The organism is Flavobacterium granuli (assembly GCF_031456055.1).
Classification (GTDB): Bacteria; Bacteroidota; Bacteroidia; order Flavobacteriales; family Flavobacteriaceae; genus Flavobacterium; species Flavobacterium granuli_A.
On sequence record NZ_JAVDTX010000006.1, the window covers coordinates 271443 to 291196 of the forward strand.

Here is a 19754-nt window from a genome sequence, read left to right on the forward strand (position 1 = left end):
GCTAAAGATAGTGATACTTTTTTTTCAAAATCTGCTTAAAAAACAACAAAAGAAAAAAATTAAAAACTCTACTGAAAAGTAAAGGCTAACTGAAAATACTGTTAAGAAATCTCTTTATCAAACGAATAAACTCTTCTATAAAATCCTTTTCAATCCTGAAAAATCATTACGATATTGACTAGGCGTACATTTTTTAAAAGCCTTGAAGCTTCTATTAAAATTCGCTATATTATTAAATCCTGACTTGAAAGCAACCTCCGATATACTTAAATCTTTCTCCACTAACCATCTAGCTGCATACCCAATTCGAATGTCATTAATATAGCTGACAAATGTCTTCCCAGTACGTTTTTTTATGAAACGGTTAAAAGATATAATGGTCATATTTGCTACGCCCGCAACTTCTTCCAATGATAATTTTTCGGCAAAATTCTTCTGAATATAATCATAGACTAACTTCATTTTATCATACTCTTCAAAAGTATCATTTTCAACGGTAAATGTTGATAAAAGCCTTTGATTACGAGAGTTTGCAAGGTCATATAATATGGAGATTATTTCTAAAAAATAGTCCATGCCATCCAACTTTGATATCTTTATCAACCTAGGAGTGAGCATTTCAGCCACCTGTTTTGAAAATAAAATACCATGCACCGAACGATTAAACATCTCTTTTATAGGTGTCATAATTCGCCTTGATAACAAAAATTCATGAAAAAGATCATGATGAAACTGAATCGTTATTTCGTGAATATCTTTGTTTTTGCACTTATGCTGTTCCCAACCATGATACAAATTAGGACCAACCAACACCAACTCTATATCTTCAATCTCTTCTATATTATCCCCTACCACACGTTTAATCCCTTTACCATTCAATATAAAATTGATTTCAAATTCTGGATGATAATGAACAGGGTAATCAAATTCATCTTTAACACGATCAAAAACCAAAAAACTATCCTGTGAAGCAAGAGGAACAATTTCTCTGTGAAAATTTTTAAAAGCGTTCATAGTTATTTTTTTTTATTTGCAATAATAAGATATAAAATTGATAAAATAATATTAATTCAAAAGACGGTATTACTATATCTTTGAAAAATGGATTTGTGTATTTTGAAGTAAAAATAGCTTCAAAAAAGACAAATCATTTTAAAGCGGCTATTTTTTTACTATTTTGACAAAATTTTAATAAAACTCCAAAACTGTAATTTTAAAAAATTCAACAATCTGATATTTAACACGAATCCTTTTTGATTTTAATTTAAACCAAGAAAAAATACGACTCTTGACATGACAAAAACAAACTATATACTTTCCTTTTTTTTAGCTTTTAGCACATTTTATTCCTCCTATTCACAGAGTAGTAATACTAAATTATCATTATCTGATAAAAAAGCTACAAAAAACACTGTACTCTTATACCAAAATCTATCCAAAACAGCCCAAAAGGGCATTCTATTTGGCCATCAAGATGATTTGGCATATGGTGTAAACTGGAAATACGAAGAAGGAAGAAGTGATGTAAAAGATGTCGTTGGAGATTATCCAGCAGTTTACGGATGGGATTTAGGCGGTCTTGAAAATAAGTCAGATAAAAACTTAGACGGTGTTCCTTTTGATAAAATGAGACAATATATTATTGATGGACACGACAGAGGAGGCATTATCACTATCAGTTGGCATTGCAACAATCCCTTAACTGGAAAAGATGCATGGGATACCACTCCGAAATCACTTGCTTCAGCTTTACCTGGAGGTTTAAGCCATGAGAAATACAAATCTTGGCTGGATGAAGCTGCAAAATACATTTTAACTTTAAAAGACAAAAAAGGAAATTTAATCCCATTATTATATCGTCCGTATCATGAACTTACTGGAACTTGGTTTTGGTGGTGTAAAAACAATGGAAGTCCCGAAGAGTTTAAAAAACTTTGGAAATTTACTATCGAATATTTCCAGAAAAAAGGAGTTCACAATTTAATCTATGTGTATAACACTGCCGATTTCAAATCGAGAGAAGATTTCTTAGAATACTACCCAGGTTCGGAATATGCTGATGTTTTAAGTTTTGACAAATACATTTACAATGATCCCTTGAAAGACAATTCGTTTGTGGAAAATTGCCAAAGACAATTCGGAATAATAGATCAAATTACCAAAGAACAAAACAAAATTATTGCTTTTGCAGAAACAGGTTACGAAGCTATTCCCTATGACAAATGGTGGACAGACACTTTACTGAAAGCCATGGGACCCTACAAAATATCCTATGTGTTGGTTTGGAGAAACCACGGTTGGCAAGAGAAAGAGCAAAAAATGCACTATTATGCTCCGTTCAAAGGACAAGTGAGTGAAAAAGATTTTGTCAAATTTTACAATCTAGATAACATTCTTTTTGAAAAAGATGCTGCAAAAATAAACCTTTATAAAAATTAAAAAATGACAACAAACCCCAAGAAAGTAATGGATTCTAAAATCAGTTTAAAAGAAAAAGTCGGTTACGGATTAGGAGATGCTGCATCCTCCATGTTTTGGAAAATTTTCAGCATGTATTTGATGTTCTTTTACACCGATGTTTTTGGGATTGCACCCGCAGTGGTTGGAACTATGTTCTTGATTACCCGTATTTGGGATTCGTGCTTTGATCCATTGGTTGGAATTATTGCGGATCGTACCAAAAGCCGTTGGGGAAAATTTAGGCCTTATTTATTATGGACAGCGATTCCTTTTGCAATAATTGGAGTACTAACTTTTTACACTCCCGATTTTGACGAAAAAGGAAAAATAATATATGCATACGTTACTTATTCATTAATGATGATGATTTATTCTATCATTAATGTGCCTTATGCTTCCTTACTTGGAGTAATGTCTGGTGATAGAAAAGAGCGTACTACCCTTTCCTCCTACCGTATGGTTTTTGCGTTTGGCGGAAGCTTATTAGCCCTTTGGTTAATTGAACCATTGGTGAATCATTTTGGAGGAAGTTTAAATTCCAAAGAAGGTTGGCTATATACCATAATCGTTTTTGGAATCATTACTACGATATTCTTTTGGTCATGCTTTTTTCTAACCAAAGAAAGAGTTCAGCCTATAAATGACGAAAAACCAAATTTAAAAGAAGATTTAAACGATCTTCTTAAAAACAAACCTTGGTGGATTTTATTAGGTGCCGGAGTTGGTGCATTAATTTTCAACTCTATCCGTGACGGAGCTGCTGTATATTATTTCAAATATTATGTAAGTAGTACCGTGAGTTATAGTTTCAATATTTTGGGCGAAAATTTTGCTATGACTCCAACCACGCTTTACCTAGTATTGGGACAAGCCGCAAACATTATCGGTGTGATTGCAGCTACACCAATTGCTAACAAAATTGGTAAAAAGAAAACCTTTTTTGGAGCCATGGCACTTGCAGCAATTTTAAGCGTTCTTTTCTATTATATCGGAAAAGAAAACATTGTGCTGATTATGGTTTTCCAAGTATTAATTAGTATTTGTGCAGGTTGTATCTTCCCTTTAATCTGGTCCATGTATGCCGATAGTGCCGATTACTCTGAGTGGAAACAAGGCAGAAGAGCCACTGGTCTTATATTTTCGGCTTCCTCGATGTCTCAAAAATTTGGATGGACAATCGGTGGAGCTGCAACTGGGTGGCTTTTGGGATATTTTGGTTTCCAGGCCAATGTCGTACAAACAGTCACTGCACAAAATGGAATATTACTAATGCTGAGCATCCTTCCTGCAATTGCTGCAGCACTATCTGTACTTTTCATCCTATTCTATCCATTATCTGAAGAAAAGTTACAGATCATTGAGGACGAACTTAACACCAAAAGAAATTTAAACAAATAACACTTGATTTTAGAAAATTCAGTTATGAACACTACAAAAATAAATACCGATTTAAAACAAATAAAAATCGATCTCAAAAAGCAATTCAATGATTTAATTGAAACAAAAAACGAACCTCAAGACGGTATTGGAAACGGAATATACATTCGTTATAAAAACCCTATTTTAACCGCTGCACATGCACCTCTAGAATGGAGATTTGATTTTAATCCGGATACAAATCCATTGCTTTTAGAGAGAATTCAAATAAACGCAACATTCAATGCTGGCGCAATGAAATGGAACGATAAATACATTCTTGTTGCTCGTGTGGAAGGTGCCGATAGAAAATCATTCTTTGCTATTGCGGAAAGTCCAAATGGTACTGATAATTTCAAATTTTGGGATAAACCATGCGTGATTCCCCAAACAGAAGAACCAGACACCAATGTCTATGACATGCGTTTAATAAACCATGAAGACGGATGGATTTACGGTATTTTTTGCACCGAAAGAAAAGATCCTTCTGCTCCAAAAGGTGATACTAGTACTGCTATTGCAAATGCTGGAATTGTACGTACCAAAGATTTAATCAATTGGGAAAGACTACCAGATTTGATTTCGAATACAGGACAACAGCGTAATGTGGTTTTGCATCCCGAGTTTGTAAACGGAAAATATGCGCTATACACTCGTCCGCAAGATGGTTTTATCGATGTTGGAAACGGTGGTGGAATTGGACTTGGATTTGTGGAAGATATGACCAATCCAATTGTAAAGGAAGAAAAAATCATTTACGGAAAACAATATCACACCGTATATGAACTGAAAAATGGTCTTGGCCCAGCTCCTATCAAAACTGAAAAAGGATGGTTACATTTAGCTCATGGAGTTCGTAATACGGCTGCCGGTTTGCGCTATACACTCTACATGTTCATGACCGATTTGAATGATATTGCAAAAGTAACACATGCTCCAGCTGGACATTTTATGGCACCTGAAGGCATTGAAAGAGTTGGAGATGTTTCCAATGTTTTGTTTTCTAATGGATGGATTGAAGATAAAGACGGTACTGTTTTCATCTATTATGCTTCTTCTGATACCAGAATGCATGTAGCAATTTCGACTGTAGAAAAATTAGTAGATTACGTTATGAACACTCCAGAAGACACCTTGACTTCAGCAGGTTCTGTGAATACTATTATTAAACAAGTGAATAAAAACAAAGAAATTTCATAATTGTGCAAACCGATTTAAACAATCTAAAAATAGAACTAAAACTGGAGCTTCAAAGTATCCTTTCCTATTGGATGGAAAATACTATTGACACAAAAAACGGAGGTTTTGTCGGCCAAATAGATTACAATAATAACAGAAATAATGAAGCTGAGAAAGGGTCTGTACTAAATGCAAGATTACTATGGGCTTTTTCAGCTGCTTATAAAATTTCAAAAAACAAAGAACATTTAGAAACCGCAAAACGTGCATTTGAATATATTTCAGAACATTTTTACGACACTAAATTTGGTGGTATTTTTTGGAGTATTAATGCTGATGGAACTCCAAAAGAAACCAAAAATCAAATTTATGCTTTAAGCTTTGTTATTTATGGATTGAGCGAATATTATTCGGTTACCAATGATGAAAAAGCACTGGAAATGGCTATTACCTTGTATCAAAAAATTCAAAAATATAGTTATGATGCCTCAAAAGGTGGCTATCTGGAAGCTTTTACACGTGACTGGCAACCCATTGAAGATTTACGTTTGAGCGAAAAAGACGCCAACGAAAAGAAAACAATGAATACCCATTTGCATATCGTGGAAGGATTTGCAAATTTATATACTGTTTGGAAAGACGAATCGTTACGAAAAGTCATCGTCGAATTATTGGAAACCATAGAAAAATACTTCATCAATACCGAAACAGGTCATTTAAGATTGTTTTTTGACGAAAATTGGGTTGAAAAAAAAGACGTTATCTCCTATGGACACGATATTGAAGCAGCTTGGCTTTTATTGCAATGTGCCGAAATTTCGGGAGATCCCACATTAATAACCAACTATAAAAAACATGCTATTCAAATTGCTGATGTGACCAAAGAAGGAATTGATTCTGATGGTGGATTATGGTACGAATATGATCCGGAAACTAAAGAATTAATGGCTGAAAAACATTGGTGGCCACAAGCCGAATTGATGATTGGCTATTTTACAGCTTGGCAACTTTCTGAAAAACAGGAGTACTTGGATATTGTTTTCAAAAACTGGGATTTCACTCAAAAGTATATTATAGACAAAGAAAAAGGAGAATGGTTTTGGGGTATTAATGCTGATTATTCGACTATAAAAAAAGACAAAGCTGGTTTTTGGAAATGTCCATACCACAATAGCAGAGCCTGTATCGAATTAATTAACAGGATTTAATGTGTCGCATTGTGACAATAGTTTTTTTTAACATATAAGTAAATACAAGTTTAGAGCAAATGATTCTATAATTTATGTAAATAAAGTCATTAACGGAATGCCCTAGCCCTGATTACTTCGCCAGTTCGCTTCGCTCGTGTGAAGTGGAAATCCTTTTTTGAGGTTTTTTCAACCGAAAAAAAGATTGCAACGGATAGCAGGATTAAGCTCCAGAAAATAAATCAAATTAATTATGAAGAAATCAGCATTAAAAATAGTTTTAGCCCTTATTTGTTTGGTCAGCATCTCTTGTGATGCTCAAAAACAACAGGATAGAATTACAGTAAAAGGAACACAATTCTTCAAAGGTGACAAACCTTACTCCTACATTGGGACCAATTATTGGTATGGAAGTTTGTTAGCTTCTAAAAAAGTGGGTGACAGAAAAAGATTGCTTCGAGAACTGGATTTGATGCAAAAGAACGGCATCGACAACTTGCGAATTTTGGTAGGTGGAGATGGTGGAAAATACGATTATACCGTTCGTCCAGCTTTGCAATACGAACAGGGAAAATACGACCAAGATTTACTTGACGGTTTAGATTTCCTTATCACCGAAATGGGAAAACGCAATATGTATGCGGTTTTGTTCCTGACAAATAACTGGGAATGGTCTGGCGGAATGTCACAATACTTAGAATGGAATGGAAAAGGTGCGATTCCGGTACCGGCTATTCCACCAAATACATGGCCTCAGTTTATGGATTATACGCAACAATTTTATAGTTGCGAACCTTGTATGAAAGGGTTAGAAAACCATGTAAAATTTATCATGACTCGCACAAATCCTTATTCGAAAAAGAAATATAGCGAAGACAACACTATTATGGCTTGGCAGGTTGGTAATGAACCTAGACTTTTTACAGTTGAAAACGAAGAGAAATTCACCATTTGGTTGAACAACATTGTCAATTTAATGGATAGTTTGGATAAAAACCACCTGATTTCTACAGGTTCTGAAGGTTTAAACAGTTCGAATGACAAAATAGAAATTTTTGAAAGAACGCACAAAAATCCGAATATTGATTATTTGACCATGCATATCTGGCCTAAAAACTGGAATTGGTTTAAGGCGGATAATGCACAAGCCACAATACCTACAACTATTGAAAACGCAGGAAAATATATTGATGCTCACGTTAAAGTAGCAACTAATTTACAGCGTCCTATTATTATCGAAGAATTTGGACTGCCAAGAGAAAACGAAAATTTAAATGCAGGAGCTTCCTCTATTTACCGTGATCAATTTTATAGTTATATTTTTGGAAGAGTTGCAGAAAGTGTAGCCAATAAAGGTGTTTTGCAAGCGGCCAATTTTTGGGGATTTGGTGGCGAGGGAAAAGCAGTAACTGCTGATGGAAAATGGAATCCTGGAGATCCTTTGACTACAGATCCTCCTCAAGAACCGCAGGGTTTAAACAGTGTCTTTTCTACAGATAAATCAACTTTAGAAATAGTAAAGAAGTATAATATGGAGTTAAAAAAATAATCACCTGAAATAGGCTAGAAATACAACATAAATAAACTAATTGTAAAAAATGAAAAAGGAATATGCTGTAGGATTGGATATTGGAGGAACTCATATTACCGCTGGAGTCATCGATATTACCAATATGAAAGTCCTCGAATCTTCTATGCACAAAGAGTCTTTTGATTCTAATTTGCCAGTAGATCAGGTTTTGGGTATTTGGAAAAAAACGATTCGTGCTTCATGGGATGCTTCAGGCGTGGAAACCATGGCGGGAATAGCGGTATGTATGCCTGGACCGTTTGATTATGAAACTGGTATTTGCTGGATAAAAGGACAATCCAAATATGAACATTTCTACGGATTAAATATTGGAGATTTACTTCGAGATAGACTTACACTACCTAATGATTTTAAGGTCTTTTTCGAAAATGATGCAGTTTGTTTTGGTAAAGGAGAAGTTTATAAAGACAATGCTAATCTTTCGAAAAAAGTAATGGCTATTACAATCGGAACTGGATTGGGCTCTTGTTTTATAGACAAAGGAATCTCAATTAATTCTGGAAATCGAGTTCCTACTGACGGTGAAATATGGAATATTCCGTTTAAAAATGGAATGGCCGAAGATTATGTCTCTTTAAGAGGACTTATCTCAAAGTATTTTGATTTAAAAGGAACAAAAGTAGAAAGTGGATTGGAACTTTATAATCTCGCTGTTGCTGGAGATGAAATGGCGGTTAAAGCATTTGAAAATATGGGAGAAGATTTAGCCGAAATTGTGATTCCTTGGTTTAAGAACTTTTCGGTTGAACATTTTGTTATTGGCGGAAAGATTGCCGATTCAAGTACTTTATTTTTACCTGCTTTTAACAAAAAAATTAAAGAAAAAGGTCTCGAGATTACCGTACAAATCTCTGATGACAATGAAAATGCGGCTTTATTGGGAGCTGCAAGTCTACTGTGTGACAGCAGTATTTTGAATACTGAATTGATTGGATAAAATCGATTTATTAAAAAGATCCGATTTTATAGGCCTTCAAATTATAAGTTTCTCGACACATTATCGGTACATTTAATGTCTGGTTATATTGTAATTGAAGACAAAACCAAAATATTATCTTTACAATCATTGGCAAAAACTGATGTACTACAAATTATGAACTTCAAAAATACTGGAAAAGGCAATTTCAAAGTAATTGTTGTCCCTAATCCAGTCAACTAACATTACTTTTTAAGATTATGAACAAAACAATAACCTTACTACTGACACTGTTACTTTTTAGTCCTGTTTTTTCCCAAAAGAAACAAAACTTTCAACTGGTTTCACCCAATGGCAAAATTGAAATTAATATTTCCCTTTCCGATAAAATAAATTGGGCGATTACGCACGAAAAAGAAACTATTTTGAGTGCTTCGCCAATGTCAATTACCATAAATGAAGGCGAAATATTGGGTAAAAATCCAATCCTTTTAAATTCTAAGAAAGAAAGTGTCAAAAACTCATTTGAAACATCACTTTACAAAAAGAAAACAGTCCAAGATAATTACAACCAATTACTGTTAAATTTCAAAGGCGATTTTAGTATTGAATACCGCGCTTTTGATGATGGAGTTGCCTATCGATTTATAACTAAAAAGAAGGGGGATATTACAGTAAAATCGGAAGAAGTGGTTTTGAATTTCGACAAAGATTACGCTACTTTAATGCCGTATGTTCGTGATTTAAGAAACCCGAAAGATCCTTATATTTCTTCTTTCGAATCCCATTATGAAAACAAAAAAATAAGCGAATTTGCTAAAGATACTTTAGCATTTATGCCTTTCTTGGTTGATTTTAAAAACGATAAAAAAGCTGTTTTTCTTGAAGCCAATGTTCAAGATTACCCTGGAATGTTTGTAACCAATAATAAAGAAAAATCAGGATTTGAAGCCCGTTTCCCAAAATATCCCGTGAAAGAATTCAATGGCGGATTCAACCACCTCAACAAATTAATCATCCAAAGAGCCGATTATTTAGTTACCACAAAAGGTACAAGAACTTTCCCTTGGCGAATTGTAGTTATCTCAGAAAACGATGCGGCCTTAGCTAATAATGATATAGTTCAGCGATTATCCGAACCGTCTAAAATAAAAGATGTAAGCTGGATAAAACCTGGTAAAGTGGCATGGGATTGGTGGAATGACTGGAATATCTACAACGTCAATTTTCAGGCGGGAATCAACACCGAAACCTATAAATATTATATTGATTTTGCTTCCAAAAACAAAGTTGAATACGTTGTTTTGGACGAAGGTTGGAGTGTAGAGACCAACATCATGGAGCATAATCCAAAAGTCGATCTGAAAGCCTTAATCGCTTACGGCAAAGAGAAAAATGTGGGCATCATACTTTGGGCATCATGGATGGCATTGCACGAAAATATTGATGCCATATTCAAAAACTACGCAGATCTAGGAGTCAAAGGTTTTAAAGTTGACTTCATTGATCGTGACGATGCCAAAATGGTAAATTCAGTTTACGAAATTGCTCAAAAAGCAGCAGATCATAAATTATTACTAGACTTCCACGGTATGTACAAACCAACGGGAATCCAGCGCACTTATCCTAACATTTTAAATTTTGAAGGAGTAAAAGGGCTTGAAAACAATAAATGGACTCCAAACGATGATGTCCCGACTTATGATTGCTCGATTCCCTTTATCCGAATGATGGCAGGACCAATGGATTACACGCCTGGAGCGATGCGAAATGCAACAAAAAGCGAATTCAAACCTAGCCATTCGAATCCTGTAAGTCAAGGCACGAGATGTCATCAGTTGGCTTTATACACGATTTTTGAAGCGCCATTGCAAATGATGGCAGACAGTCCAACAGCTTACATAAAGGAACAGGAATCAACCGATTTTATAGCAAAAATCCCAACCACTTTTGATGAAACGGTGGCATTAGATGGAAGTGTTGGTAATTATATTTCTATGGCCAGAAAGAAAGGAAACAATTGGTATTTGGGAGCAATTACTAACTGGAACGGCAGAGACATTACGATTGATTTTTCATTTTTAGAAAAAGGAAAAACTTTCGAAGCCGATTTATTTACTGACGGCCTTAATGCTGAAAAAGCAGCTGTCGATTACAAAAGAGAAAAAATCACCGTTGATTCCAATACTAAAATGACTTTTCATTTGGCAAGTGGCGGTGGTTTATCGGCAATTATTACGCCTAAATAAAAGAATGATTTTAAAAGAAAAAAGGGAGCAAATTTAAAATTAGCTCCCTTTTTTATTATCTTAAAATATTTTCGATTGCATTCAATTCATCAGTCGAAAATTCCAGATTCTGCAAACTGTCAATATTATTATTTAATTGCCCCACAGAACTGGCTCCAATCAAAACCGAAGTAACCCTATTGTCTTTTAGCAACCAAGCCAACGCCATTTGTGCCAAAGACTGATTTCTTTGTTTAGCCAAATCATTCAATTTGATGATTTTTTGAATTCTTTCCTCCGAAACCTCCTCTTCTTTTAAGTGTCCATTTGGATTGTGAGCACGAGAATTTTCAGGAATTCCTTTTAAATATTTATCGGTTAAAAGTCCTTGTGCCAAAGGTGAAAAAGCAATACAGCCTACTCCTTTTTCCTCAAGAACATCAAGCAATCCTTCTTCGGGAGTTCGAACAAACATTGAATATTTCACTTGGTGAATCAAACAAGGTGTTCCCAATCGTTTAAGAATTTCTGTAGCTTCCCTTGTTTGTTCCGGATTGTAATTTGAAATTCCAGCATATAAGGCTTTTCCGCTTCGAACGGCATAATCCAACGCCATCATCGTTTCTTCCAAAGGAGTTTCAGGATCAAAACGGTGTGAATAAAAGATATCTACATATTCCAAATTCATTCGTTTCAAACTTTGATCTAAACTTGACAACAAATACTTACGGGAACCCCAATCGCCATAAGGTCCATCCCACATCGTGTAGCCCGCTTTGGTCGTTATTACAATTTCGTCTCGTAGGTTTCCTTTAAAATTATTTTTAAGAATGGTTCCAAAATTAGTCTCCGCCGAACCAGGAACCGGGCCGTAATTGTTGGCCAAATCAAAATGGGTAATTCCTTTATCAAAAGCAGCTTTGGCAATACTTTCCGCATTTTCAAAACTATCGACCGAACCAAAATTGTGCCATAATCCTAAAGAAATCTGCGGTAATAATAACCCGCTTTTTCCACATCTGTTGTATTTCATATCTTTTATTTAAAAAATTGAAAATTAAAGAATTTAAAGATAAAAAAAACACATAAAATTTTAAAATTCTATGTGTTTCAAATTTGTTAAAAAAATGGAACTTATTTCAATTCAAAGCCACTTTCCAAACCTTTATCAGAACTTCCTCCAACCATAATTTTAAAAGTTCCCGGCTCTACTAAATAGTTTCCATCATTATCATAAAAACCAAGTTCTTTATCTGTTAAGGTAAAGGATACAGTTTTAGTTTCTCCTTTTTTCAAATTAACTAATTCAAAACCTTTTAACTCTTTTATCGGACGAATAATGCTCGCATAATCGTCATGGATATACAATTGCACCACCTCTTTCCCATCATAATTTCCTGAATTAGTCACTTCGACACTAATTTGTACAGGTTCTCCTTTTGCGAAAGCAGTTTTATTTAACTTTAGATTTTTATAATCGAATGTTGTATAACTTAAACCAAAACCAAATGGAAATTGAGGCGTTTTTTCAACATCTGTATAATGAGACCAAAATACATTTTTATCAGTATTCGTAGGTCTTCCCGTGCTGTATTTATTGTAATAAATTGGAACCTGCCCTACATTTCTCGGGAAAGACATTGGCAGTTTTCCGCTTGGATTATAATCGCCGTATAAAACCTGTGCTACCGCATTTCCAGTTTGCGTTCCTAAATGCCAAGCCTCAACAATAGCAGGAATATGTTCTGCTGCCCACGGAATACTCAATGGACGGCCATTATTTAATACCAAAACAATATTTGGATTCACTTTATAAACTTCTTCTAGCAATTCCTGTTGTAAACCAGGTAAATTAAGATCTGTTCTGCTGCGTCCTTCCCCACTCTGAAAACCGTGTTCTCCTAAAACCATTACAACAACATCCGCTGCTGCAGCTGCTTTTTTTGCAGCTTCAAAACCGCTTCTGTCGGTAGTATTGAAAACAACTTCGTCTAAAAATGAAATTTTTCCAACCGTCAAATCACCGCCTTTTTCAAAAGTAAGTTTGTTGTCTTTATATTGTTGCATCCCTTCCAGGACAGAAACTGCCGTATTATCATCAGATGCAATTCTCCAGCTTCCCAACGGACTGTTTTTATCATTCGCCAAAGCGCCAATCAAAGCTATTTTCTGCCCTAATTTTTTTAGTGGCAATAAATTTTTATCATTCTTTAAAAGGACAATTGATTTTTTGGCCATATCCAAAACACCGTCATTATTGGCTTTGTTACCTATCGTTGCTTTTTCTCTATTCTCGTCACAATATCTGTACGGATCATCAAATAATCCCAATTCAAATTTAACACGCAAAATTCTGCGGACTGCATCATCTACCAAAGCTTCTTTAACTTTTCCTTCCTTAACCAAACCAACCAGTTTTGCCACATACAAATACGATTCCATATCCATATCAGATCCTGCAACGACCCCTTTCAAAGCAGCATCTTCCTCGTCTTTGGCATAACCGTGCGCAATCATCTCGCGAATCGAAGCGTAATCAGAAATCACAAAACCATCAAACTTCCATTTTCCTTTCAGAATATCTCTTTGCAAAAACACATTTCCAGTTGCTGGAACTCCATTCAAGGTATTAAAAGAATTCATAAACGTACGAACACCTGCATCAACAGTCGCTTTAAACGGTGGCAAAACCGAATTATACAATTTAGAATTGCTTATATCCACAATATTATATTCCAATCCAGCCTCTACATAACCATAAGCAGCAAAGTGTTTCGCGCAGGCAGCAATCGTGTTAACTTTTGCCAAATCTGCTATCGTTTCACCCTGAAAGCCTTTCACTCTAGCAGTCGCAATTTTGCTTCCCAAATAAGGATCTTCTCCTGCACCTTCCATCACACGCCCCCAACGAGCATCATTGGCAACATCTACATTTGGTCCAAAAGTCCAGTTAATTCCAGATGCCGATGCTTCATCTGCCGCAATAGCAGCCGATTTTTTAATCGCTTCCAAGTCCCAGCTTGCCGATTCTGCCAGTGGAATCGGACTCAAGGTTTTGTACCCGTGTATCACGTCAAACCCAATAATCAGCGGAATCCCCAATCTAGTTTCTTCAACTGCAATTTTCTGTACAGCTCGTACATTTTTCACGCCGCGAACCGTCAGCATAGAACCGACTAATCCTTTACGTAAATGTTCATATTTCAACTCGGCAGTTCCTCCTTTTGGAGCTGGCCCAGTTACTTCCCAAAATCCATTATATTGATTCATTTGCCCGACTTTTTCTTCTAAAGTCATTTGTTTCATCAACAAATCAATGCGTTCTTCAATCGGTTTTGTTTTGTCTAAATGTGGCATTTTCTGTGCATTCATAGTTCCAACTGTAATCAGGGTAAAAATCCCTGTTGTAATTATTTTTTTCATAATTTGTATTTTATTTTTGGCGTGCCACTTGCCCTGAAAAAAATCAGGACAAGAGTCGGGCTATACGGCTTTATCTCTCCGCTGCGCTACGAGGATACCGCCTACTATCCCTCACGCAATTCGGAGTTACGACAACATTTTATCTTTTAAACGAAAATCAAATCATCCAAATATTATCATTCCGAAATAAAACTCGAAGCAGGCAAATTGGCCTTATTCAAAAGAGTTGATTGATCGGTATTCTTCCAAGCGTAACGAACTTTCTCAGGTGCTTTTACCTTATCTGACAGCAACACTACACTATTATTTTTAATAATCGCATTTGCTTTATAAAACACATTATCCGCTCCAGCAACTTCAAATAAATCTGATTTCTTATCCTTAAAATACAATCCGTCCGAATAATCAAAAGTGACTGTCACTTTATTTTTTTCAATGGTAATTCCTTTATAAATCGGGCCGTTTACCAATGCTGTATTCGTTTTATAAGTATTGGCCAAAGCCAAATTAGCCAAACGAATCCCCACCGATTTCTTATCTTTTGGATGAATATCATCAACCGGCGAAATATCACTTGTCATCACCATTCCGGTATTAGGAACTTCCAGCGATACTTTGCGCTGCGCATCTCGGATGATAGCTCCACAAAAATGATCTTCCCCATATTTATAAGGAGCAATTTGAACATAATAAAATGGAAAATCATACTTCCATAATTTCCTCCACGAAGTAATTAGAGCCGAAAGTGTTTTATCATAAACTGTAGATCCCACATTACTTTCACCTTGATACCATAACGCTCCAGCTATTTTGAATTTAATCAAAGGATAGACCATCGCATTAAAAGCACGAGCTGGTTGATTTGGACCGTAACTTTCCTCTTTACGAGTTTTAGCTGCTTCCAATAAAACGGGATCATTTTGAATCACTTCTTCGGGCATCCAAATCTCTGCTGGCGTTCCTCCCCAATTGGACGAAATCAAACCTATTGGCACATTTTTCAATTCTTCCTGCAAACGCTTTCCAAAAAAATACCCCACCGCACTGAAATACTTCATTGTTTCAGACGTGCATTCTGTCCAATTTCCTGAAAGGTTATTTTGTGGAGTAGCCGCCGTTAATTTTGGTACTAAAAAAAATCGGATGTTTGGGTTTGTAGCATTTTTTACAACTTCATCACCATTTTCAATTCCCCAACTAGCATTCATTTCCATATTCGATTGCCCAGAACAAATCCAAACTTCGCCAATCAGAATATTTTTTAAAACGATTTCATTATATCCTTTTATGGTAATCGTATAAGGTCCTCCTTCTTTTGGAGTCGGAATAATAATTTCCCATTTTGCCTGATTACTGGCTTTAACTTTATAAGATTCATTATTCCAACTTGGCGTAATCACCACTTCTTCCTGAGGATTGGCAAATCCCCAAATGGTAACTTCACTATTACGCTGCAAAACCATATTATCGGAAAAGATATTCGGTAACGTAACATTTGCGGAAGCGGTATTTGAAAACATCAGGAAAAGAACAAAGGCAATTAGCTTATTTTTCATTTAATATTTTTTTGAAATAAGGAATTAACTGATCAGCCATCACTTTATCATCAGCAATATTGGGATGATAGCCACAGCCTTTTGGAGACATCGGCTGGAATTCAAACAAAGCAATTGGTTTGTGTGTTTTATCATTTTCAAAAGCCTGAATCACTCTTTTAAGGCATTTTATCAAAGTTACATTTCGTTCTCCCGAAACCATCGGACTGTTTAATAAAACAATTCTAGTCTTAGGTGCGTGTTTGTAAACTGTTTTGATAAAATCAATATAATTTGAAACGTATTTTTCTTCATTAAATGGTAATCTCGCTTTTTTACCATCACCATCCGAAAGGTCATTGGTTCCCAAACAAATACTAACCAAATCGGGTTGAAAAGCAAAATCATAGGGCTTAGAACTGTCCTTATTCAGATATAAATTTTCATACACATCTGGGATATTTGGTTCATTCTCATGCTCATCATTCCAGTTACGATACATTCCATAACCCGAAACAGAACTCAATACAAAATCGATATTCAATGCTCTGGAAAGAACTGGACCATAGGCCCAATAAGCATTATGCTGGTCGTACCAGTCTCCGCTCCCACAAGGAATTGTTGAAGCGTCGTTTCCAAAACCAGAAGTTATGGAATCACCTATAAGTTCTATCTTTTTTTTATTTTTAGCCACAGGGCTTTTTACCAACTTAGCTGTAGTTCCCGCAAACAAAACGCCGTCATTTGTTGCTTCGGTCGCTTTGTAAATGGAAAGATGATGTGTTTTTCTATCTTTGGGAACAGCAATCGGAAAGGATTGTGCTGCTCCTTTTTCTATTCGAATTCTACCAATATATTTTCCGTCAAGTTCTAGGGAAACATAATTTTGATGATTTTCTACGCTTTGCAAAGTAATTGAACAAGAATCACCAGTAAAATCAAATGATACTGAAGATGCAGGTCCTATGAGTATCGCTTTATTATCCTGAATTTTTTCGACTCTTCCATGGTATTCAAAAAATGACTTGGTTTCAATCTTTTTTTGAGCAACCGAAACGAACGAAACGGAAACCAATAAAAATAAAAGACCTTTTTTTATATAATTCATAATCCTTTGGGGCTTTTCACAATAGTATAGATAGCAAATATAAAACGATTGCGATTTAAGATTAGATACTATTTTTTCAAACTATAATCAAAAATTTACATCGCTCTTATTACAAATAAAAAAAACCACCTTTTCAGGTGGTTCAATATCATTTAATGAATATGAAATTAGCTTTTCACGGCAGTAGATGCCGCAACAACTGTTCCTTTTATAGTTAAAACTTTAGGTGCAGTTTCAATATTAGTAGTTACTGATACTGTTTTGGTAAAAGCACCAGCATTTGCCGCATTGTAAGTAGCTGTAACCGTCCCTGATTTCCCTGGAGCGATTGGTGTTTTGGTATAATCTGTTGCAGTACACCCACAAGAACCTTGTACATTGGTAACTATAACAGTGGTTTTCCCAGTATTTTTAAATTCAAAAACAATAGGTTTTGGAGTATTTTGAGGAATAGACCCAACATCTATACTCTCACTTTTCCATACGATAGAAGAAGCAGTAGCAGCCACTTTTGATACTAAATTTTTCACGGGAGCAACAGCCGAAAATGACATTAATCCTAGAGTTAATGCCAACATTGAAATTTTAATCATTTTCATATTATTGTGTTTTAAAGGTTATCGTTTGAATAATCCAAAAGTAGATTAGAAACACGCACACCTTTGTTAAGCGGTATTCAATCTTTGTTAACGACTTGTTAATGCAAAAAAGACAGCTAAATTTTGATTAATATTACACTCAATAAATTGTTTTTATGAAACTAACCAAACTCAATAGTAGCATCTTAATTGGATTAATCGCAATTATAGGAATCCTGATAGCGCAATTGCTTTGGACTAAAGAAGCCTTTACTATTGAAGAAAAAAAGTTCAGCCAAAAAGCACACGTCGCCTTACTGGAAGTAGCAAAAAAATTATATCAGGGAACCAATCAAGAACTTCCCGGCAAAAATCCAGTACGAAAAATCTCCAATGATTATTATATTGTCAATATTGATAACGATTTTGAACCCGAAATTTTAGAATTTTATCTAATCTCCGAATTCAAAAAAATGAATATCACAACGGATTTTGAATATGCAATGTACAATTGCCAAAGCGACGAAATGGTGTATGGCAACTACATCTCACTGTCCGAAAAGAAACAAACCAAGCATTCCGTACATTTTCCCAAACACAAAAATCTTGTCTATTATTTTGCTGTTCGATTCCCTCATGAAACAGGGTATTTATTCAGTTCATTACGATTTTGGTTTTTGCTTTCGATAGCGCTTATTGTTATTTTGCTGGTCTATGTGTATTCAATTTTTACGCTTTTACAGCAAAAGAAATACTCCGATTTGCAACGTGATTTTATTAATAACATGACCCATGAATTCAAAACGCCTTTGTCATCCATACTAATTGCTTCCAATTACCTCATCAAGCAAAATCCAATTCAAGAAGATGAAAAACTGGAAAAGTACACCCATATCATTATTGACCAAAGCAACAAATTGAATCAACATATCGAGAAAATTTTAGCGGTTGCAAAATCTGACAATGCTCCTTTAGTCTTGAATAAAAGTCAACTGAATGTTTTACCAATTTTAGAATCTGTAATTGAAAACATTAAGCTAAAACATCCTGAAACCCAAATCGAAATTAAAACTGATTTAGCGTCTATCACTATTGAAGCTGATGAATTTCATTTCACCAATTTGGTTTACAACCTGCTCGATAATGCGATAAAATACTGCGAAAACAAACCTGAAATCATTATCGCTATTGCAAAAGTTGGAAAGCATTTACAATTAAACTTTACTGACAACGGCATTGGAATTTCTCCCAAAAACATATCTTTTATATTTGATAAATTTTACAGAGTTCCAAGTCAAAAAAGCAATGAAGTAACTGGGTTTGGGCTAGGTTTATACTATGTCAAGAAAATTTGTGATCTTCATCAATGGAAAATAACTGTAAAATGTAATCCAGAAAAAGGTTGTACCTTTTCACTACTAATTCCACAAAATTAATGAGCCCTGTTCGAATATTATATACCGAAGACGATGCAACCTTAGCATTTCTAACCAAAGATAATTTGGAACAAAATCATTATGAAGTAACGCATTGCGAAGATGGAAAATCTGGTTTTGAAGCTTTCAAAAAGGGAGCTTTTGACATTTGTATTTTGGATATAATGATGCCAAAAATGGATGGATTTGAATTGGCAACCGAAATCAGGAAACTCGATACCGATGTTCCGATAATATTTCTCTCTGCCAAAACCCTAAAAGAAGACCGCATCAAAGGACTTCGATTAGGAGCCGATGATTATCTCGTAAAGCCTTTTAGTATCGAAGAATTACTTCTTAAAATTGAAATATTTTTGAGGCGTTCCCGTAAGAATAATGCGATTGACAAATCAATTTACGAAATTGGGAAATACCAATTCGACACCAAAAATTTCACACTTTTTAATGAATCTGAAAAGATACCCCTCACCCAACGTGAAGCCGATCTCTTAAAATTATTTCTGGACAATAAAAATGTAGTCTTGAAACGAGAACAAATCCTAACCTCTCTTTGGGGTGACGATGATTATTTTATGGGACGCAGCCTTGATGTTTTTATTTCCCGCTTGCGAAAAATTTTGGCAAACGAAAAAGAAATTGCCATTGAGAATTTACATGGTATTGGATTTCGTTTTACTGTAAAATAAAAAACCACCGT

Annotated in this window: 16 protein-coding genes; 10 read left to right on the forward strand and 6 right to left on the reverse strand. The window is 35.1% G+C overall.

Annotation, left to right across the window (positions count from 1 at the left end; all coding sequences use genetic code 11):
• Positions 1–135: 135 nt before the first annotated feature.
• Complete coding sequence (locus J2W95_RS14155; RefSeq protein ID WP_310008134.1) at positions 136–1014, reverse strand: helix-turn-helix domain-containing protein; 879 nt, start codon at positions 1012–1014, stop codon at positions 136–138.
• A 279-nt stretch (positions 1015–1293) separates the two neighbouring features.
• Here J2W95_RS14155 and J2W95_RS14160 point away from each other — a divergent pair, with 279 nt between their 5' ends.
• The 8 genes from J2W95_RS14160 to J2W95_RS14195 all read left to right on the forward strand — a co-directional run bounded on the left by J2W95_RS14160 (position 1294) and on the right by J2W95_RS14195 (position 10998).
• The gene (locus tag J2W95_RS14160; RefSeq protein WP_310008136.1) at positions 1294–2439 is read left to right on the forward strand and encodes a glycoside hydrolase family 26 protein; all 1146 of its coding nucleotides are present in this window, start codon (positions 1294–1296) and stop codon (positions 2437–2439) included.
• 3 nt (positions 2440–2442) lie between these two features.
• On the forward strand, positions 2443–3858 hold the full coding sequence (locus J2W95_RS14165) for an MFS transporter (RefSeq protein WP_310008138.1): 1416 nt from the start codon (positions 2443–2445) through the stop codon (positions 3856–3858).
• A gap of 24 nt (positions 3859–3882) precedes the next feature.
• Positions 3883–5076, forward strand: coding sequence for a glycoside hydrolase family 130 protein (locus J2W95_RS14170; protein ID WP_310008140.1), 1194 nt, complete (start codon positions 3883–3885; stop codon positions 5074–5076).
• Positions 5077–5078: 2 nt separating this feature from the next.
• Entirely contained in the window at positions 5079–6263 is a 1185-nt protein-coding gene (locus J2W95_RS14175; protein WP_310008142.1) for an AGE family epimerase/isomerase, read from the forward strand.
• 232 nt (positions 6264–6495) lie between these two features.
• The gene (locus J2W95_RS14180) at positions 6496–7791 is read left to right on the forward strand and encodes a glycoside hydrolase 5 family protein (protein ID WP_310008144.1); all 1296 of its coding nucleotides are present in this window, start codon (positions 6496–6498) and stop codon (positions 7789–7791) included.
• A gap of 49 nt (positions 7792–7840) precedes the next feature.
• Complete coding sequence (locus J2W95_RS14185) at positions 7841–8770, forward strand: ROK family protein (protein ID WP_310008146.1); 930 nt, start codon at positions 7841–7843, stop codon at positions 8768–8770.
• A 75-nt stretch (positions 8771–8845) separates the two neighbouring features.
• Positions 8846–8992, forward strand: coding sequence for a hypothetical protein (locus tag J2W95_RS14190; protein ID WP_310008148.1), 147 nt, complete (start codon positions 8846–8848; stop codon positions 8990–8992).
• Between the two features lie 17 nt (positions 8993–9009).
• Positions 9010–10998, forward strand: a complete 1989-nt coding sequence (locus J2W95_RS14195) for a glycoside hydrolase family 97 protein (RefSeq protein WP_310008150.1) — start codon at positions 9010–9012, stop codon at positions 10996–10998.
• A gap of 55 nt (positions 10999–11053) precedes the next feature.
• Here J2W95_RS14195 and J2W95_RS14200 read toward each other — a convergent pair whose 3' ends face one another.
• The 5 genes from J2W95_RS14200 to J2W95_RS14220 all read right to left on the reverse strand — a co-directional run bounded on the left by J2W95_RS14200 (position 11054) and on the right by J2W95_RS14220 (position 17642).
• The gene (locus J2W95_RS14200) at positions 11054–12010 is read right to left on the reverse strand and encodes an aldo/keto reductase (protein WP_310008151.1); all 957 of its coding nucleotides are present in this window, start codon (positions 12008–12010) and stop codon (positions 11054–11056) included.
• 101 nt (positions 12011–12111) lie between these two features.
• Complete coding sequence (gene bglX, locus J2W95_RS14205) at positions 12112–14400, reverse strand: beta-glucosidase BglX (RefSeq protein WP_310008153.1); 2289 nt, start codon at positions 14398–14400, stop codon at positions 12112–12114.
• A 176-nt stretch (positions 14401–14576) separates the two neighbouring features.
• Complete coding sequence (locus J2W95_RS14210) at positions 14577–15956, reverse strand: sialate O-acetylesterase (protein ID WP_310008155.1); 1380 nt, start codon at positions 15954–15956, stop codon at positions 14577–14579.
• The gene (locus J2W95_RS14215) at positions 15946–17043 is read right to left on the reverse strand and encodes an SGNH/GDSL hydrolase family protein (RefSeq protein ID WP_310008157.1); all 1098 of its coding nucleotides are present in this window, start codon (positions 17041–17043) and stop codon (positions 15946–15948) included. The genes J2W95_RS14210 and J2W95_RS14215 overlap by 11 nt, the downstream gene beginning before the upstream one ends.
• A gap of 167 nt (positions 17044–17210) precedes the next feature.
• Positions 17211–17642, reverse strand: a complete 432-nt coding sequence (locus J2W95_RS14220; protein ID WP_310008159.1) for a DUF1573 domain-containing protein — start codon at positions 17640–17642, stop codon at positions 17211–17213.
• Positions 17643–17797: 155 nt separating this feature from the next.
• Between J2W95_RS14220 and J2W95_RS14225 the strand changes: the two genes are divergently transcribed.
• Positions 17798–19057 (forward strand): sensor histidine kinase, encoded by a 1260-nt coding sequence (locus J2W95_RS14225; RefSeq protein WP_310008160.1) that lies wholly within the window; start codon positions 17798–17800, stop codon positions 19055–19057.
• The gene (locus tag J2W95_RS14230) at positions 19057–19743 is read left to right on the forward strand and encodes a response regulator transcription factor (RefSeq protein ID WP_310008162.1); all 687 of its coding nucleotides are present in this window, start codon (positions 19057–19059) and stop codon (positions 19741–19743) included. The genes J2W95_RS14225 and J2W95_RS14230 overlap by 1 nt, the downstream gene beginning before the upstream one ends.
• Positions 19744–19754: the final 11 nt, after the last annotated feature.

Bases quoted from the DNA above. Each gene is read 5' to 3' on its own strand.
- J2W95_RS14155 (WP_310008134.1), bottom strand. From the start codon at position 1,014: ATGAACGCTTTTAAAAATTTTCACAGAGAAATTGTTCCTCTTGCTTCA.
- J2W95_RS14160 (WP_310008136.1), top strand. From the start codon at position 1,294: ATGACAAAAACAAACTATATACTTTCCTTTTTTTTAGCTTTTAGCACA.
- J2W95_RS14165 (WP_310008138.1), top strand. From the start codon at position 2,443: ATGACAACAAACCCCAAGAAAGTAATGGATTCTAAAATCAGTTTAAAA.
- J2W95_RS14170 (WP_310008140.1), top strand. From the start codon at position 3,883: ATGAACACTACAAAAATAAATACCGATTTAAAACAAATAAAAATCGAT.
- J2W95_RS14180 (WP_310008144.1), top strand. From the start codon at position 6,496: ATGAAGAAATCAGCATTAAAAATAGTTTTAGCCCTTATTTGTTTGGTC.
- J2W95_RS14185 (WP_310008146.1), top strand. From the start codon at position 7,841: ATGAAAAAGGAATATGCTGTAGGATTGGATATTGGAGGAACTCATATT.
- J2W95_RS14190 (WP_310008148.1), top strand. From the start codon at position 8,846: ATGTCTGGTTATATTGTAATTGAAGACAAAACCAAAATATTATCTTTA.
- J2W95_RS14195 (WP_310008150.1), top strand. From the start codon at position 9,010: ATGAACAAAACAATAACCTTACTACTGACACTGTTACTTTTTAGTCCT.
- J2W95_RS14200 (WP_310008151.1), bottom strand. From the start codon at position 12,010: ATGAAATACAACAGATGTGGAAAAAGCGGGTTATTATTACCGCAGATT.
- bglX (WP_310008153.1), bottom strand. From the start codon at position 14,400: ATGAAAAAAATAATTACAACAGGGATTTTTACCCTGATTACAGTTGGA.
- J2W95_RS14210 (WP_310008155.1), bottom strand. From the start codon at position 15,956: ATGAAAAATAAGCTAATTGCCTTTGTTCTTTTCCTGATGTTTTCAAAT.
- J2W95_RS14215 (WP_310008157.1), bottom strand. From the start codon at position 17,043: ATGAATTATATAAAAAAAGGTCTTTTATTTTTATTGGTTTCCGTTTCG.
- J2W95_RS14220 (WP_310008159.1), bottom strand. From the start codon at position 17,642: ATGAAAATGATTAAAATTTCAATGTTGGCATTAACTCTAGGATTAATG.
- J2W95_RS14225 (WP_310008160.1), top strand. From the start codon at position 17,798: ATGAAACTAACCAAACTCAATAGTAGCATCTTAATTGGATTAATCGCA.
- J2W95_RS14230 (WP_310008162.1), top strand. From the start codon at position 19,057: ATGAGCCCTGTTCGAATATTATATACCGAAGACGATGCAACCTTAGCA.